This is a genomic window from Roseateles saccharophilus (assembly GCF_031458095.1).
Taxonomy (GTDB): Bacteria; Pseudomonadota; Gammaproteobacteria; order Burkholderiales; family Burkholderiaceae_C; genus Pelomonas; species Pelomonas saccharophila_A.
In genome coordinates, this window is the sequence record NZ_JAVDXU010000001.1 from 1,173,847 (window position 1) to 1,189,619 (window position 15,773).

General features: G+C 66.8%; 15 protein-coding genes. 6 read left to right on the plus strand and 9 right to left on the minus strand.

All coding sequences use genetic code 11. From position 1 onward, the window contains the following. The first annotated feature begins 104 nt into the window (after positions 1-104). The 3 genes from hpnC to hpnE are packed head-to-tail and all read left to right on the plus strand — an operon-like array spanning position 105 to position 3,066. Positions 105-929, plus strand: coding sequence for a squalene synthase HpnC (hpnC, locus tag J2X20_RS05350; protein ID WP_310261877.1), 825 nt, complete (start codon positions 105-107; stop codon positions 927-929). Beyond that, on the plus strand, positions 926-1,774 hold the full coding sequence (gene hpnD / locus J2X20_RS05355; protein WP_310261881.1) for a presqualene diphosphate synthase HpnD: 849 nt from the start codon (positions 926-928) through the stop codon (positions 1,772-1,774). Before hpnC ends, hpnD begins: the two co-directional genes overlap by 4 nt. Then, on the plus strand, positions 1,771-3,066 hold the full coding sequence (gene hpnE, locus J2X20_RS05360) for a hydroxysqualene dehydroxylase HpnE (RefSeq protein WP_310261884.1): 1,296 nt from the start codon (positions 1,771-1,773) through the stop codon (positions 3,064-3,066). The genes hpnD and hpnE overlap by 4 nt, the downstream gene beginning before the upstream one ends. Here the strand turns inward: hpnE and J2X20_RS05365 are convergent. Beyond that, positions 2,988-4,091, minus strand: coding sequence for a TIGR03790 family protein (locus J2X20_RS05365; RefSeq protein WP_310261885.1), 1,104 nt, complete (start codon positions 4,089-4,091; stop codon positions 2,988-2,990). The two genes, hpnE and J2X20_RS05365, sit on opposite strands and share 79 nt — an antisense overlap. A 70-nt stretch (positions 4,092-4,161) precedes the next feature. On the opposite strand from J2X20_RS05365, the gene J2X20_RS05370 reads away from it, so the two are divergent. Further along, positions 4,162-4,932: an IclR family transcriptional regulator gene (locus J2X20_RS05370; RefSeq protein ID WP_310261887.1), complete on the plus strand. Its 771-nt coding sequence runs from the start codon at positions 4,162-4,164 to the stop codon at positions 4,930-4,932. 21 nt (positions 4,933-4,953) lie between these two features. On the opposite strand, the gene J2X20_RS05375 is transcribed toward J2X20_RS05370, so the two are convergent. From J2X20_RS05375 to pssA, 5 genes are all read right to left on the minus strand, one after another. After that, positions 4,954-5,589: a hypothetical protein gene (locus tag J2X20_RS05375; protein WP_310261890.1), complete on the minus strand. Its 636-nt coding sequence runs from the start codon at positions 5,587-5,589 to the stop codon at positions 4,954-4,956. A gap of 14 nt (positions 5,590-5,603) precedes the next feature. Continuing rightward, entirely contained in the window at positions 5,604-6,608 is a 1,005-nt protein-coding gene (gene pbpG, locus J2X20_RS05380) for a D-alanyl-D-alanine endopeptidase (protein WP_310261893.1), read from the minus strand. 397 nt (positions 6,609-7,005) lie between these two features. After that, the gene (locus J2X20_RS05385) at positions 7,006-8,547 is read right to left on the minus strand and encodes a 2-isopropylmalate synthase (RefSeq protein ID WP_310261896.1); all 1,542 of its coding nucleotides are present in this window, start codon (positions 8,545-8,547) and stop codon (positions 7,006-7,008) included. Beyond that, on the minus strand, positions 8,544-10,232 hold the full coding sequence (leuA, locus tag J2X20_RS05390; RefSeq protein WP_310261899.1) for a 2-isopropylmalate synthase: 1,689 nt from the start codon (positions 10,230-10,232) through the stop codon (positions 8,544-8,546). Before leuA ends, J2X20_RS05385 begins: the two co-directional genes overlap by 4 nt. Before the next feature lie 198 nt (positions 10,233-10,430). Then, positions 10,431-11,255 carry a CDP-diacylglycerol--serine O-phosphatidyltransferase gene (gene pssA / locus J2X20_RS05395; RefSeq protein WP_310261902.1) on the minus strand — a complete coding sequence of 275 codons (825 nt, stop codon included), beginning with the start codon at positions 11,253-11,255 and terminating at the stop codon, positions 10,431-10,433. A gap of 71 nt (positions 11,256-11,326) precedes the next feature. Here pssA and J2X20_RS05400 point away from each other — a divergent pair, with 71 nt between their 5' ends. After that, positions 11,327-11,662, plus strand: coding sequence for an NIPSNAP family protein (locus tag J2X20_RS05400; protein ID WP_310261904.1), 336 nt, complete (start codon positions 11,327-11,329; stop codon positions 11,660-11,662). Between the two features lie 3 nt (positions 11,663-11,665). Next, positions 11,666-12,073, plus strand: coding sequence for a DUF1810 domain-containing protein (locus J2X20_RS05405; protein WP_310261907.1), 408 nt, complete (start codon positions 11,666-11,668; stop codon positions 12,071-12,073). A gap of 57 nt (positions 12,074-12,130) precedes the next feature. On the opposite strand, the gene ilvC is transcribed toward J2X20_RS05405, so the two are convergent. The 3 genes from ilvC to J2X20_RS05420 all read right to left on the minus strand — a co-directional run bounded on the left by ilvC (position 12,131) and on the right by J2X20_RS05420 (position 15,642). Beyond that, positions 12,131-13,147, minus strand: coding sequence for a ketol-acid reductoisomerase (ilvC, locus tag J2X20_RS05410; protein WP_310261911.1), 1,017 nt, complete (start codon positions 13,145-13,147; stop codon positions 12,131-12,133). 49 nt (positions 13,148-13,196) lie between these two features. Next, positions 13,197-13,688: an acetolactate synthase small subunit gene (gene ilvN / locus J2X20_RS05415; RefSeq protein ID WP_310261914.1), complete on the minus strand. Its 492-nt coding sequence runs from the start codon at positions 13,686-13,688 to the stop codon at positions 13,197-13,199. A gap of 166 nt (positions 13,689-13,854) precedes the next feature. Continuing rightward, on the minus strand, positions 13,855-15,642 hold the full coding sequence (locus tag J2X20_RS05420; protein WP_310261917.1) for an acetolactate synthase 3 catalytic subunit: 1,788 nt from the start codon (positions 15,640-15,642) through the stop codon (positions 13,855-13,857). Between the last annotated feature and the right edge of the window lie 131 nt (positions 15,643-15,773).

Below are 15,773 nucleotides of genomic sequence, written 5' to 3' on the forward strand. Positions count from 1 at the left end.
ATGACCGGCGGGTCAGTAATGTATTCAGACCCTGTGACAACTGTCAAACCTCGCCGAATTTCGCTGGTACACCGGGGCTTTGCAAGCGGAACTTGAGAAAAAGCTTGAGCGTCGACCATTACGAGAACTTTCCCGTTGCTTCCGTGCTGTGCCCGCCCGCCCTGCGGCCGGCGGTGGTTGCCGTCTACCACTTCGCGCGTACGGCGGACGACCTCGCCGACGAGGGTGACGCCGCCACGGCCGAGCGCGCCCAGGCCCTGCGCGACTACCGCGCCGACCTCGCTGCGGTGGTGGCCGGCCAGGCGCCCTCGTCGCGCTGGCCCCAGGTCTACGGGCCGCTGGCGCACGAGCTGTACCGGCTGCAGCCGCCGCTGCTGCATGACCTCCTCGACGCCTTCGAGCAGGACCTGACCCCGCCGCGCTACCGCGACCGCGCCCACCTGCTGGACTACTGTCGCCGCTCGGCCAACCCGGTGGGACGGCTGCTGCTGGGCCTGTACGGCGTGAGCGACGCCATCTCCCTGCAGCGATCGGATGCGATCTGCTCGTCGCTGCAGTTGATCAACTTCTGGCAGGACTTCAGCCGCGACGGGCCCAACGGCCGGCTCTATGTGCCGCACTGCGACCTGGACCGGCATGGCGTGAGCGCCGCGGATGTGCTGGCCTGCCGAGACAGCCCCGCGGCCCGCGCCCTGATCACTGACCTCTGCGCCTGGGCCCGCGCCCTGATGCTGGAGGGGGCGCCCCTGGCCCTGACCCTGCCCGGCCGCGCCGGCTGGGAGCTGCGCCTGGTCGTGCAGGGCGGCCTGCTCATCCTCGACAAGATCGCGGCGCGTCATCACGACAGCCTGCTGCACCGCCCTGCCTTAAGGGTTTGGGACGGGCCTCGGCTGCTGTGGCGCGCCCTGACAATGCGGGCCGCACCATGAGCCCAGAGCAATACGTCCAAGAGAAAGCCGCCGCGAGCGGCTCGAGCTTCTACTACGCCTTCCTGTTCCTGCCGCCGCCGCGGCGGGCGGCGATCACGGCCTTCTATGCCTTCTGCCGCGAGGTGGACGACGTCGTCGACGAAACCCACGACGCCGGCGTCGCCGCGACCAAGCTGGCCTGGTGGCGCAAGGAGGTGGCCAGCGCCTTTGCCGGCCAGCCCAGCCATCCGGTCATGAAGGCGCTGATGCCTCATACGGCCACCTACGACATCCGCCTCGAGCACCTGAACGCCGTCATCGAAGGCTGCGAGATGGACCTGCAGCAGACGCGCTATCTCGACTACCCCGGCCTGGCGCGCTATTGCCACCTGGTCGCTGGCGTGGTGGGCGAAGTCGCCAGCGCCATCTTCGGCCGCACGCAGCCGCAGACCGTTGAGTACGCTCACAAGCTGGGCCTGGCCATGCAGCTGACCAACATCATCCGCGACGTCGGCGACGACGCGCGGCGCGGCCGCATCTATCTGCCGGTGAACGAGCTGCAGCAGTTCGGCGTCAAGGCCAACGAGATCCTGCTGCGCAGCAAGCCCTGGGGTTACAGCGACCGCTTCACGGCGCTGATGAAGTTCCAGGCCGAGCGGGCACACAAGCTCTACGACGAAGCGCTCGCACTGCTGCCCGCAGCCGACCGCGCGGCGCAGAAGCCCGGCCTGATGATGGCCAATATCTACCGCGCCCTGCTGGTCGAGATCGAGCGCGAGGATTTCCAGGTGCTGCACCAGCGCATTGCCCTCACGCCGCTGCGCAAGCTCTGGATCGCCATGAAGACGAATTGGCGAGGCCGGTGAGCCGCGTCGCCATCGTCGGTGGCGGCTGGGCGGGCATTGCAGCCGCGGTCGCGCTGGCCGATGCCGGCCATGACATCACCGTCTTCGAGATGGCGCCCCAGCTGGGGGGCCGCGCGCGCAGCGTCGCTGGCGAGCCGCCCTACGACAACGGCCAGCACATCCTCATCGGCGCCTACCGCGACAGCCTGGCGCTGATGGCGCGCCTCGGCGTCGACGCAAGCCGCGTGCTGAAGCGCCTGCCGCTGGCCCTGCCCTACCCCGGCGAGCCAGGTCTGCGGTTGCCGCCGGGGTCGCCGCTGATCGCCTTCACGCGCGGCGTGCTCGCGCACCGCGGCTGGCCTTGGTCAGCCCGCCTGGGCCTGCTGATGGCCGCGGGCGGCTGGCTGGCGCGGGGCTTTCGCTGTGATGCCAGCCTCAGCGTTGCCGATCTTTGCGCTGGCCTGCCCGCCGCCGTGAAGCGGGATCTTGTCGAGCCGCTGTGCGTGGCCGCGCTGAACACGCCGGCACCCCAAGCCAATGCCCAGGTCTTCCTGCGCGTGCTCAAGGACGCCCTCTTCAGCGGCCCCGGCAGCGCCGACCTGCTGCTGCCGCGCCGGGCACTGTCCGAGCTGCTGGCCGGCCCCGCGACGGTCTGGCTGGGCGAGCGGCTGCGCCTGGCCACCCGCGTACAGCGCATCGAGCCCGGCTGGCGTGTCGATGGCGAGGCCTTCGACGCCGTCGTGCTGGCCTGCACCAGCGTCGAGGCCGCACGACTGACGGCCGAGCTCGCGCCGGCCTGGTCGGCCACGGCCGGCGCCCTGGGCTTCGAGCCCATCATCACCGTCTACCTGAGCAGCCCCGGCAGCGCCCTGGCCTCACCCATGCTGGCCCTGCGCGAAGGGCCGGACGCGCCGGCCCAGTTCGTCTTCGACCATGGTGCATTGGGAGGCGCTCCAGGCCGCTTCGCCTTTGTCGTCAGCGGCGCGGCGGCCTGGGTCGAACGCGGCGGCTGCGCGGAAGCCGTCCTGGCCCAGGCCAGGCGCGAGATCGACTGGGCCACGCCCCCCGTCATCGACAAGGTGCTGACCGAGAAGCGCGCCACCTTTGCCTGCACGCCGGGCCTTCAACGGGCCACCGGCCGCATCGCACCGGGCCTGTGGGCCGCGGGCGACTACATTGCCGGCCCCTACCCTGCCACGCTGGAGGGCGCCGTACGCGCCGGCCTCGCGGCTGCTCAGGGCGTGGGTGCCGATGCCGGCGCTGGAACGGGAGCAAAGGGCGCCGCCAGCGGCTCGCCGACAAACACGCCCTGAGCCGGCCAGGCCACGCTGTGCCAATAGGCCTCCAGCGCGCTGACGCCCTGGGCATAGGCCGCGATCAGCATCTGCGGATGCGGAAACTTCTGCAGATGGTTGCAGGGCTCGCTGACGGTGCCGTAGCTGGCCGTCGCACCGGCGTCGATCCAGTCAAGGATGTTCATCTGCCCTTCACCAGCGGGCTTGTCGAGCTGGCCGCCAAAAGAGGTCAGGTGGTCAGCCAGCGCACCAGGCAGCCATTCACCGCCCAGCGGTGACGGCACGCGGGCAAGGCCCGTTTCATAAACCAGGATGCGGCGCATGGCCGGCAACGCATTGCTCTTCACCCGTGCCACCTCGAAGCCCGCGGCGCCGGGCACGGGGCCGGCCGGCGGGAACAGGCGTTCGCGAACACTGCGCGCGGCGTCTGGCGTCGAAGCCAGATAGGCCATGGCCGGCTCGGCACTGCCGGCGGCCAGCGTGTGGTCGGCGGCCATGCCACGCTCGATCATGGCCATGGCGGCGGGCACCGAACGGGCCGCCAATTGCATGGTGGGCCGCAGACCGATGACCAGCCAGGGCTTGGCGCCGAAATAACTCGTGTAGGCGCTGGTGCGCGTGGCGGCGCAGGACTGCGCGCAGACGTTGGGCTGCAAGCCCTGCCCCAACGCGCTGGTCAATGAATTGCAGTCGACGGCATAGGGCTGCACCCAGGCCAGAGCCAGGCCGTTGACGTGCTCGGGCATCTGGTTGCGGATGGCCTGGTCCAGCGCCGTGAACTCCTCGCGCGTGAGGTTGGCACGCAGCGGCAGCTGCACGCGCACGATCTGCTCCGCCGGGATCCCGCGGCGCCTGGCGTAGTACTCGCCTACGGCGACCGAATAGGGGTCGGCGGTGTTGATGACCAGGCCCAGCTCGTTGGCCGTGATACGGCCGTACAGCCGCGGCACCCGCGCCCAGCGCGCCTCTCCAGGCGCCGCTGCTGCAGAAGAAGCCGGCTCGGCGGCCCACGCCGGCGCCGCGCAAGCCAGCACCAGCGCCATTGCCGTTTGCCACCTCCTGAAGCCCGCTTTCGCCATACAAAACACAGGCAATCTCCCCCACAATGACGGCATGAAATCCAAAGAGGCCCAGCAGACCCCGGCGATCCAGGTGCTGGAGCGCATGTTCTCGCTGCTGGACGTACTGGCCCAGCACCAGGATCCGGTCTCGCTGAAGGCCCTCTCCGAGGCCACCGGCCTGCACCCCTCCACGGCCCACCGCATTCTCAATGACCTGACCCTGGGCCGCTTCGTGGATCGACCCGAGGCCGGCAGCTATCGCCTGGGCATGCGCATGCTGGAGCTGGGCAATCTGGTGAAGGCCAGGCTGGACGTGCGCGACGCCGCCCTGCCGGCCATGCGCGAATTGCACAAGTTCACCCACCAGCCGGTCAATCTCTCGGTGCGCCAGGGCGACGAGATCGTCTATATCGAGCGCACCTACTCCGAACGCTCCGGCATGCAGGTCGTGCGCGCCGTCGGTGGCCGCGCGCCCTTGCATCTCACGTCGGTCGGCAAGCTCTTCCTGGCCAGCGACGACAGCCCGCGCGTGCGTGCCTACGCCACGCGCACCGGACTGTCGGGCCACACCCGCAACAGCCTGACGGACATCGGGTCGCTCGAGCGCGAACTGGCCATGGTGCGCCAGCGGGGCATCGCCCGCGACGACGAGGAGCTGGAGCTGGGCGTGCGCTGCATGGCCGCCGGCATCTACGACGACCAGGCCAAGCTGGTCGCCGGCCTGTCCATCTCGGCGCCGGCCGACCGCCTCGAGGAAAGCTGGGTGGTGCGGCTGAAGGAAACCGCGGCGCAGATCTCGGCGGCGCTCGGCCATCGGGCCTGAACCCGGGCTCGGCCGGGCCGGTCAGCGCTTGGTGCCAGGCCTGAAGATGAGGCCCATGTTGAGCATCGATGTTTCCGCCGTGACCGGGATGACGGCAACAAAAAGCTTGCCGCCCTCGACCATCCATTCCGACGTCGCAGACAAGCCGGGGAAGCCGGTTTCCTTGGTCTTGAGCTCGCTGGTGCTTGGCTGACCGTACTTGCGGCCAAGGAATTGGGTCAATCTTTCAAACGCAGCCAGATTGCCGGTGTTGCTGCTCAACTGAAGATCGAGCACCTTCCCGTCACCGACCCGCTCGAAAAGAACCGACTTCAAGCCTCTGTCGCCGTCAAAGGCGTACTGGACAGCGAAGTCGAAGCCCGCAACCCTCGCTTCCCGCTTTCGCGTCAGCGACTGGATCCTGCTTTCGCCAGTGGGAGCACCCAGGTCCGGAACAAGGCGCTTGAGGTCTTCGGGGGACATGCCCTGGCGCAAGCCTTCCCAAGGCAAACCGCCGGCGCCAGTCTGGATGGGCGTCGCCACCTGCGCGCTCACCGCCGCCCCCTCACAGGGCGAACTCTGATAGCTGATGCTGCCGCCCTTGACGCATTTGTAGACGGACTGCGCAGGGCTCGCCAATGCCGCCATCAGCCCACACAGGGCGAGGGCAGCCCTCACGCCGGGGCGGCGAATCACAACTTCGTCGATGCCGTCGCGGCTTGGCCGGCATCCGGCACCGTCGCCAGCCACTTGCGCATACGCTCGGCATCGGCGATCCGCGAGGCCTTGCCGCTGGAATCCAGGAACACCATGATGAGCTTGCGGCCCGCCATGCTGGCCTGCATGACCAGGCACTTGCCGGCTTCGTTGATGAAGCCGGTCTTCTGCAGGCCGATGTCCCACAGCGGGTTGGACAGCAGGCCGTTGGTGCTGCGGAACTGCACCAGGCGCTTGCCCAGGGCGACGCGGGCCTCGCGCGAGGTGGACAGGTCGCGCAGCAGCGGCACCTGGCTGGTCACATTGACCAGCTTGGCCAGGTCGGCAGCGCTGCTCTGGTTGCGGCTGGACAGGCCGGTCGGCTCGACGTAATGGGTGTCGCTCATGCCCAGGGTCTGGGCCTTGGCGTTCATGGCGTCAACAAAGGCCTCCAGGCCGCCGGGGTAGTTGCGGCCCAGGGCATGGGCGGCACGGTTCTCGCTGGCCATCAGGGCCAGGTGCAGCATTTCGCCGCGCGTCAGCGTCGTGCCGACGGCCAGGCGGGAACGGGTGAACTTCTCGGTGTCGATGTCGTCATCGGTGACCGTGATCTTCTCGTCCAGCGACAGGCCGGCTTCCACGACCACCAGGGCCGTCATCAGCTTGGTGATGGAGGCGATGGGCAGGACGGCCTGGGGGTTCTTGGAGAACAGCACCTCGTTGGTGTCCTGGTCCAGCACATAGGCGACGCTGGACTTCAGGGCCAGGGGGTCGTCCACCTGGTGCAGGCCGGCCACCTGGCCGAAGGTCGGCACGGCCGGAATGACGGGGGCCGCCGCCTTGCGCAGCACGACCGAGCGCACCTTGCGAGCAGGAGCCGTGGCCGTCTTGGCGGGCGTACGGGTGGCCTTGGAGGGGGTGGAGTCTGCGGCGGCCGTGGCGGCGCCAGGCAGTGCGGCCAGGAAGGCGAGGCTCAGAAAAGCGGCGGCAAATGTCTTCAACGGAGGTCCCCAACGCAGGGCGGCAGTGTACGTGACGCCAAAAGTACCGACAAGATAAGAACTTAAGTGAGATACCTCAAGTGAATTCCGGTCCCGTACTGACGGGCCATGCACCCAGGCTTGCCACCGGCTCTTTCGCTTCGCAGCGGGCTCCAAACGCACGCAAGTAGGCCTTGGCTGACAAGCTAGGGGTATCGGGACCGGCCCGAATGCCCACTTTTGCTTCCCAACCGACCCGCACGCTGCTCACGGGCCACCCATGGGCTGAATTCTGCGGGGGTTAGCAGTGGTTTGAAGCAGGAGCAGACGGGGCTTTCCGCGCCAGATTGCGCAAGCGCGTGAAAACGTTTGTGAGCGCCGTGACCGCGGTCACGGCGGTTACAAGGCCGCCGCTCGACTAGCCCTGGGCGGCGACCCGTTCCGCCTTGCTCTGCAGCTTGTTCAGTGCGCTGAGATAGGCCTTGGCCGAAGCCACGATGATGTCGGGATCGGCACCGACGCCGTTCACGACCCGGCCGGCATGCTGCAGGCGCACGGTGACTTCGCCCTGGGACTCGGTGCTGCCGCCGGTGATGGCGTTGACCGAATACAGCAGCATCTCCGCCCCCGACTGCACGACCGACTCGATGGCCTGCAGCGTCGCGTCGACCGGGCCGTTGCCGTCGCTCTCGGCGCGGTGCTCCTGGTGGCCGACGGCGAAGACGATGGCCGCATGCGGACGCTCGCCGGTCTCGCTGCGCTGGGCCAGCGACAGCAGGCGGTAATGCTCGGCGTCATTGATGACGGACTCGTCCATGACGAGGGCGACGATGTCCTCGTCGAAGATCTCGTTCTTGCGGTCGGCCAGGTCCTTGAAGCGCACGAAGGCGTTGTTGACCTCGGCCTCACTCTCCAGCTGGATGCCCAGTTCCTGCAGGCGCTGCTTGAAGGCGTTACGGCCCGACAGCTTGCCCAGCACGATCTTGTTGGCCGCCCAGCCCACGTCCTCGGCGCGCATGATCTCGTAGGTGTCGCGGGCCTTCAGCACGCCGTCCTGGTGGATGCCGCTGGCATGTGCAAAGGCATTGGCGCCGACAACGGCCTTGTTGGGCTGCACGACGAAGCCGGTGGTCTGCGAGACCAGCTTGGAGGCCGGCACGATCTGCGAGGTGTCCAGGCCCACATCCAGGCCGAAATAGTCGCGCCGCGTCCTGACGGCCATGACGACTTCTTCGAGCGAACAATTGCCGGCCCGCTCACCCAGGCCGTTGATGGTGCATTCCACCTGGCGGGCGCCGCCGATCTTCACGCCGGCCAGCGAATTGGCCACCGCCATGCCCAGGTCGTTGTGGCAGTGCACGCTCCAGATGGCCTTGTCGCTGTTGGGCACCTTCTCGCGCAGCCGGCGGATGAAGTCGCCATACAGCTCGGGGATGGCATAGCCGACGGTGTCGGGGATGTTGATGGTGCCGGCGCCTTCCTTGATGACGGCCTCACAGACGCGGGCCAGGAAGTCGATGTCGGAGCGGTAGCCGTCCTCGGGCGAGAACTCGATGTCGCCGCAGAGGTTGCGCGCGAAGCGCACGGCCAGCGTCGCCTGCTCCAGCACCTGCTCGCGCGTCATGCGCAGCTTCTTCTCCATGTGGAGCTCGCTGGTCGCGATGAAGGTGTGGATGCGGGCGCGGTGCGCGGGCGCCAGGGCCTCGGCCGCACGCGAGATGTCGCGGTCATTGGCGCGGGCCAGCGAGCAGACCGTGCTGTCCTTGACTGCCGCGGCAATCGCCTTGACCGCCTCGAAGTCGCCATTGCTGGATGCCGCAAAGCCGGCCTCGATGATGTCGACCTTCATGCGCTCCAGCTGGCGGGCGATGCGCATCTTTTCCTCGCGCGTCATGGACGCGCCAGGCGACTGCTCGCCGTCGCGCAGCGTGGTGTCGAAGATGATGAGCTTGTCGGTCATCGCACGTTTTCCTCTCGAATCTGGGGCACGGCCACCGGTGCACGCGACAGGCCTGACAGGATGGCCTGCATGGACGCACGCACGATGCTGCCATCAATACCGACGCCGTGGCGAGTCACGTCACCCACGCGCAGCTCCAGATAAGCAACCGCCCGCGCATCAGCGCCGCTGCCGATGGAGTGCTCGTGGTAGTCCAGCACGCGCACCTCCTGCCCCAGTCGTGAAGACAAGGCATTGACGAAGGCGTCGATGGGGCCATTGCCCTCGCCCTGCACATGGCCCATCCAGCCACCCAGCACGACCTCGGCCGACAGGCGCATCGCGCCGCCCGCCACCTCGGTCATCTGCGGCTGCACGACGGAGGCGCCGGCGTTGCCGATGCCGTATTCGCGCTCGAAGATGGCATAGAGGTCCGCCGCGGTCAGCTCCTTGCCGGCGTCGTCCATGACGCGCTGCACGACCTGGCTGAACTCGATCTGCAGGCGGCGCGGCAGCTCCAGCCCGTATTCCGCCTCGAGCAGATAGGCGATGCCGCCCTTGCCGGACTGGCTGTTCACGCGGATGACGGCGTCATAGCTGCGGCCCAGGTCCTTGGGATCGACGGGGAGATAGGGCATGTCCCAAATCTCCCCCTCCTGGCGAGCCGCGAAGGCCTTCTTGATGGCGTCCTGGTGGGAGCCGGAGAAGGAGGTGTAGACGAGGTCGCCGACATAGGGGTGGCGCGGATGCACGGGAATCTGGGTGCAGTGCTCGACGCAACGGCGCACCTCGTCGATGTCCGAGAAATCGAGCTGCGGATCGACACCTTGCGTGTAGAGGTTCAGCGCGATGTTGACCAGGTCGACATTGCCAGTGCGCTCGCCATTGCCGAACAGGCAGCCTTCGACCCGATCGGCACCGGCCATCAGAGCGAACTCGCCAGCCGCCGTGCCCGTGCCGCGGTCGTTGTGCGGATGGACGGACAGCACGATGCTGTCGCGACGCGCGAGGTTGCGGTGCATCCACTCGATCATGTCGGCAAAGATGTTCGGCGTGCTGTGCTCGACGGTGGACGGCAGGTTGATGATGCACTTGCGCTCGGGCGTCGGCGCCCACACGGCGGTGACGGCATCGACGACGCGCTTGCTGAAGGCCAGCTCGGTGCCGGAGAACATCTCGGGTGAATACTCGAAGCGCCAGTCCACGCCCGGCCGCGCGGCAGCCAGTTCCTTGATCTGGCGGGCATGCGAGGCCGCGAGCTCCACGATGCCGTCTTCGTCCGTGCCCAGCACCACACGGCGCATGATGGGCGCGACGGCGTTGTAGACGTGGACGATGACGCGCCTGGCGCCATCCAGCGATTCGAAGGTGCGCTCGATCAGGTGGGCGCGCGCCTGGGTCAGCACCTGGATGGTCACATCCTCGGGGATGTGGCCGCCTTCGATCAGCAGGCGGATGAAGTCGAACTCGGTCTGCGAGGCCGACGGGAAGCCGACCTCGATCTCCTTGAAGCCGATCTTCACCAGCTGCTGGAACATGCGCAGCTTGCGCTCGATGTCCATGGGCTCGATCAGGGCCTGGTTGCCGTCACGCAGGTCGGTGCTCAGCCAGATCGGCGCGCGGGTCAGCACGGCATCGGGCCAGGTGCGGTCCGGCAGAGCGACAGGGGCGAAGGGGCGGTACTTTTGCTGCGGTTGCTTCAACATGGTGAGTCCATCCGGTGGGGGTGGGCGCAACCAGCAGCCTTTGAAAACACGAACGGCCCGCTGCGGTTGCATACGGGCCGTTGGGGTCAGGTGTGAGCGTACGTGCGCGACTGACTAGCGAACCCGTGGTTCCTCTAGGGCTAGTAGCAGGCTAATTCGCGTGGCGCGGCTCATGGGTCGGGAATCTAGCACGAAAGCCTATTGATGCAAGCCACGTTCATCGGGCTCGTCGGTGCTGGTGGAGATGACGCTGACGGGCTTGCCCTTGGACTTGCGCCAGCCGTAGATCACATAACCGGACAGCCCGTACACGCAGAAGATCACGAACAACACGGTGGGCGGATCGAGGGCGATGAGGCCGATGCCGAGCATGATGGCCACCAGCACGATGAAGGGCACGCTGCGCCGGCGGTCGAAGACTTTGAAGCTGTAGAAGGGCGCATTCGTGACCATCGAAAGCCCGGCGAACAAGGTCACGCCAAACGCAACCCAGCGCAGCCAGGGCATGTTGCCCACGCCGGAATACCAGGGCGCGTCGATCGCGCACCAGATCAGGCCCATGACGATGGCCGCTGCCGCGGGGCTGGGCAGCCCCTGGAAGAAGCGCTTGTCGACCACGCCGATGTTGACGTTGAAACGCGCCAGGCGCAGGGCCGCGCCGGCGATGTAGACGAAGGCCGGGATCCAGCCCGGCTTGCCCATGTCCTTCAAGGCCCACATGTAGATGATGAGGGCCGGCGCGGCGCCGAAGGCGACCATGTCGGACAGGCTGTCCATCTGCTCGCCGAAGGCCGACTGGGTGTTGGTCATGCGCGCGACGCGACCGTCGAGGCTGTCGAGGATGGCGGCGGCGAAGATGGCGACGCAGGCCACTTCGAAACGGCCGTTGATCGCCATGACGATGGCGTAGAAGGCGCTGAACAGCGCGCTCAGCGTGATCGCGTTGGGCAGGGCATAGATGCCTTTGCGGCGGGGACGGACGGCGAGGCTGGGCTCGTCGTCCTCGGTGGGCTCAGGGGTCATGGTCGGCAGGATAGCTGACAGATCCCGGCAAATGACGCTCCTAGCATTGCCGAAAACGACAGGAGACCGCCTTGAAGCTCATCGAAGTCCGCAGCTACCGCCTCAAGCCCGACTGTGCCGATCGCTTCGTCGCCGCCGTGCGCGTGGCCCTGCCGCTGGTGCGTGCCAGCGGCATGGACGTCGTGGCCTTCGGCCGCTCCGACCACGAGGAGGAGAGCTTCTTCCTGATCCGCGCCTTTGACAGCCGCGAGCAGTTGGTGGCTCAGCAAGATGCCTTCTACGGCTCCGCCATCTGGCGCGAAGGCCCACGGCAGAAGCTGGTGGACTGCCTGGACACCTATCTGAACACCCTGCTGTGGCTGCCTGAAGAAGCGGTCGAGGCGCTGCGGGCCAATCACCAGCCCTGAGCCATGGACAGCCTGGACCGCTTCATCCATGCCCAGGAAGGCCACTACGAACAGGCCCTGGCCGAGCTGAAGGCCGGCCGCAAGACCAGCCACTGGATCTGGTTCGTGCTGCCGCAGTTGCGCGGCCTGGGGCGCAGCGCCATGGCCCATGAATACGGCATCGCAGGCCGCGCCGAGGCCGAGGCCTATCTCGCCCACCCGCTGCTGGGCGGACGGCTGCGCGAATGCGTGCAGGCCATGCTCGCGCACTCGGGAGAGTCGGCGGCCGCCATCCTCGGCGACATCGACGCGATGAAATTCCGCTCCTGCCTGACGCTGTTCGACGCGGTGTCGACGGAACCTCTCTTCGGCCAGGCCCTGGACGCGTTCTACGCTGGCCAGCGGGACGCGGCCACGCTGGCTCTGCTCTGAAAACAAAAAGGCCGGCGCCTCGCGGCACCGGCCCAAACGATCCGGAAAAGCCAGGTCTTAGTTCTTGGCTTTGTCGACCAGCTTGTTGGCCTTGATCCAGGGCATCATTTCGCGCAGCTTCTCGCCGACCTGCTCGATGGGGTGCTCGGCGGTCAGCCGGCGGCGGCTGATCAGCGTCGGAGCGCCGGCCTTGTTCTCGAGGATGAAGGACTTGGCGTATTCGCCGGTCTGGATGTCCTTCAGGCACTGACGCATCGCGTTCTTGGTGGCCTCGGTGACGACGCGCGGACCGGTCACGTACTCGCCGTACTCGGCGTTGTTCGAGATCGAGTAGTTCATGTTGGCGATGCCGCCTTCGTAGATCAGGTCCACGATGAGCTTGAGCTCGTGCAGGCACTCGAAGTAGGCCATCTCGGGCGCGTAGCCGGCTTCCGTCAGCGTCTCGAAGCCCGCCTTGATCAGCTCGACCGCGCCGCCGCACAGCACGGCCTGCTCGCCGAACAGGTCGGTCTCGGTCTCTTCGCGGAAGGAGGTCTGGATGATGCCGGCCTTGCCGCCGCCGTTGGCCGCGGCATAGCTCAGGGCCAGGTCACGCGCCTTGCCGGTCTTGTCGGCGTAGACGGCGATCAGGTGGGGCACGCCGCCACCTTGGCGGTAGGTGTTGCGCACCGTGTGGCCCGGGGCCTTGGGAGCGACCATCCAGACGTCCAGGTCTTCGCGCGGCTGCACCTGGCCGTAATGGACGTTGAAGCCGTGGGCGAAGGCCAGCGAGGCGCCCTGCTTGATGTTGGGCTCGACTTCCTTCTTGTAGACGTCGGCGATCTGCTCGTCGGGCAGCAGGATCATGACCACGTCGGCCGACTTCACGGCTTCGGCGATCTCGGCGACCTTGAGGCCGGCGCCTTCGGCCTTGGACCAGGACGCGCCGCCGCGACGCAGGGCGACGGTGACCTTGCAGCCGCTGTCGTTGAGGTTCTGCGCGTGGGCGTGGCCTTGTGAGCCGTAGCCGATGATGGTGACGTTCTTGCCCTTGATGAGGCTGAGATCGGCGTCCTTGTCGTAGTAGACGTTCATGATGGGTCGCTCCAGGAAAAAACTGTGAATGTGTGGGGGTGAAGACGGATCAGACGCGCAGGATGCGCTCGCCGCGGCCGATGCCGCTGGCACCCGTCCGTACGGTTTCGAGGATGGACGCGCGGTCGATCGCGTCGATGAAGGCGTCGAGCTTGCTCGCGTCGCCGGTCAGCTCGATGGTGTAGGTCTTCTCGGTGACGTCGATGACGCGGCCGCGGAAGATATCGGCGGTGCGCTTGATCTCCTCGCGCTCCTTGCCGACGGCGCGCACCTTGATGAGCATCAGCTCGCGCTCGGTGTAGTTGCCCTCGGTCAGGTCGACGACCTTGACGACCTCGATGAGGCGGTTCAGGTGCTTGGTGATCTGCTCGATGACTTCATCGGACCCGGTGGTCACGATGGTCATGCGCGACAGCGACGGGTCTTCCGTCGGCGCGACAGTCAGGCTCTCGATGTTGTAGCCACGGGCCGAGAACAGGGCCACAACGCGCGACAGCGCGCCCGGCTCGTTCTCGATGAGCAAAGCAATGATGTGTTTCATGAGGGATGTCGTCCTTCGCGCTCTTCAGTGCCGCTGGCGGTAACCAGCGGACCTTGGCTGCGGGTTCGAGTGAAGTGAATCGCTGCGGGTGTCGGACTGCTTGCGCTTTTCACCGGCAACCCCGACTGGCGCGGTAACGCCAGCCAGAGCCGCGGATTTCAGGCGCTCACAGGTCTTCCGAACCCAGCAGCATCTCGGAAATGCCCTTGCCCGCCTTGACCATGGGCCAGACGTTCTCGGTCGGATCGGTTCGGATGTCGAGGAACACCGTGCGGTCCTTCAGGCGCATCGCTTCCTTCAGCGCCGGCTCGACGTCGCTGGGCTTCTCGACCAGGATGCCGACGTGGCCATAGGCCTCGGCCAGCTTCACGAAGTCGGGCAGCGCGTCCATATAGCTGTGCGAGTAGCGGCCCTCGTAGTCGAGCTGCTGCCACTGGCGCACCATGCCGAGGTAGCGGTTGTTCAGCGAGACGATCTTGACCGGCGTCTTGTACTGGAAGCAGGTCGACAGCTCCTGGATGCACATCTGGATGCTGCCTTCACCGGTGACGCAGAACACGTCCGAGTCCGGTTTGGCCAGCTTGATGCCCATCGCATACGGCAGGCCCACGCCCATGGTGCCCAGGCCGCCGGAGTTGATCCAGCGGCGCGGCTGGTCGAACTTGTAGTACTGCGCGGCCCACATCTGATGCTGGCCGACGTCCGACGTGATGTAGGTATCGCGGTCGCGGGTCAGGCGCCACAGCGTGTCGACCACCATCTGCGGCTTGATGACCTCATCCGAGCCCTTGAAGGCCAGGCAGTCACGACCGCGCCATTCGTTGATCTGGCTCCACCAGGCATTGACGGCAGTCGCATCCGGCTTGGCCTGGGCTTCCTTCAGCTGAGCGATCAGCTCCTGCAGCACGTCCTTCACATCACCCACGATGGGGATGTCGACACGGACGCGCTTGGAGATCGACGAGGGGTCGATGTCGACGTGGATGATCTTGCGCTCGACCGAGCCGAAGTGCTTGGGGTTGCCGATGACGCGGTCGTCAAAGCGCGCACCCACGGCCAGCAGCACGTCGCAGTGCTGCATGGTCATGTTGGCTTCGTAGGTGCCGTGCATGCCCAGCATGCCCAGGAAACGCGGGTCGGTGCCGGGCATGGCGCCCAGGCCCATCAGCGTGTTCGTGCAGGGGAAGCCCAGCATGTCCACGAGCTGGCGCAGCTCGGCCGTCGCCTCGCCCAGGATGACGCCGCCACCGGTGTAGATGTAAGGACGCTTGGCCTGCAGCAGCAACTGCACGGCCTTGCGGATCTGGCCGCTATGGCCCTTCTTCACCGGGTTGTAGGAGCGCATCTCGATGCGGTCCGGGTAGCTGAACGTCGTCTTGGCCAGCGACACATCCTTGGGGATGTCCACGACGACCGGGCCGGGACGGCCGGTGCGGGCGATGTGGAAGGCCTTCTTCAGCGTCAGCGCCAGGTCGCGCACGTCCTTGACCAGGAAGTTGTGCTTGACGATGGGGCGGGTGATGCCGACGGTGTCGCACTCCTGGAAGGCGTCCAGGCCGATGGCGGGGGTGGGGACCTGACCCGTGATGATGACCATCGGGATCGAGTCCATGTAGGCCGTCGCGATGCCGGTCACGGCATTCGTCACGCCCGGGCCCGAGGTGACCAGCGCCACACCGACCTCGCCGGTCGCGCGGGCAAAGCCGTCGGCGGCATGGACGGCGGCCTGCTCATGGCGAACCAGCACGTGCTGGATGCTGTCCTGCTTGTAGAGGGCGTCGTAGATGTAGAGCACCGCGCCGCCGGGGTAACCCCAGAGATGGCGCACCCCTTCGGCCTGCAGGCAGCGAACGAGGATCTCGGAGCCGTTGAGCTCCGCGGTGGTGGAATTGGGGGATTGGGAATTCGGCTGCGCCAGGGCGGCGCGCTTGATATCCGCGGCAGACATGTCCATTTTTCGAACCTCTGTGAATTTCTCTAACGAAAAACCATTGGTGCCCCTCTTCTCGCCCTCGTGAGGCGGATTCGGAACCTGCGCGATCAACCGGTGGGGCCCGAGTCGGGCGGCCACGGTGAGAGCAATAA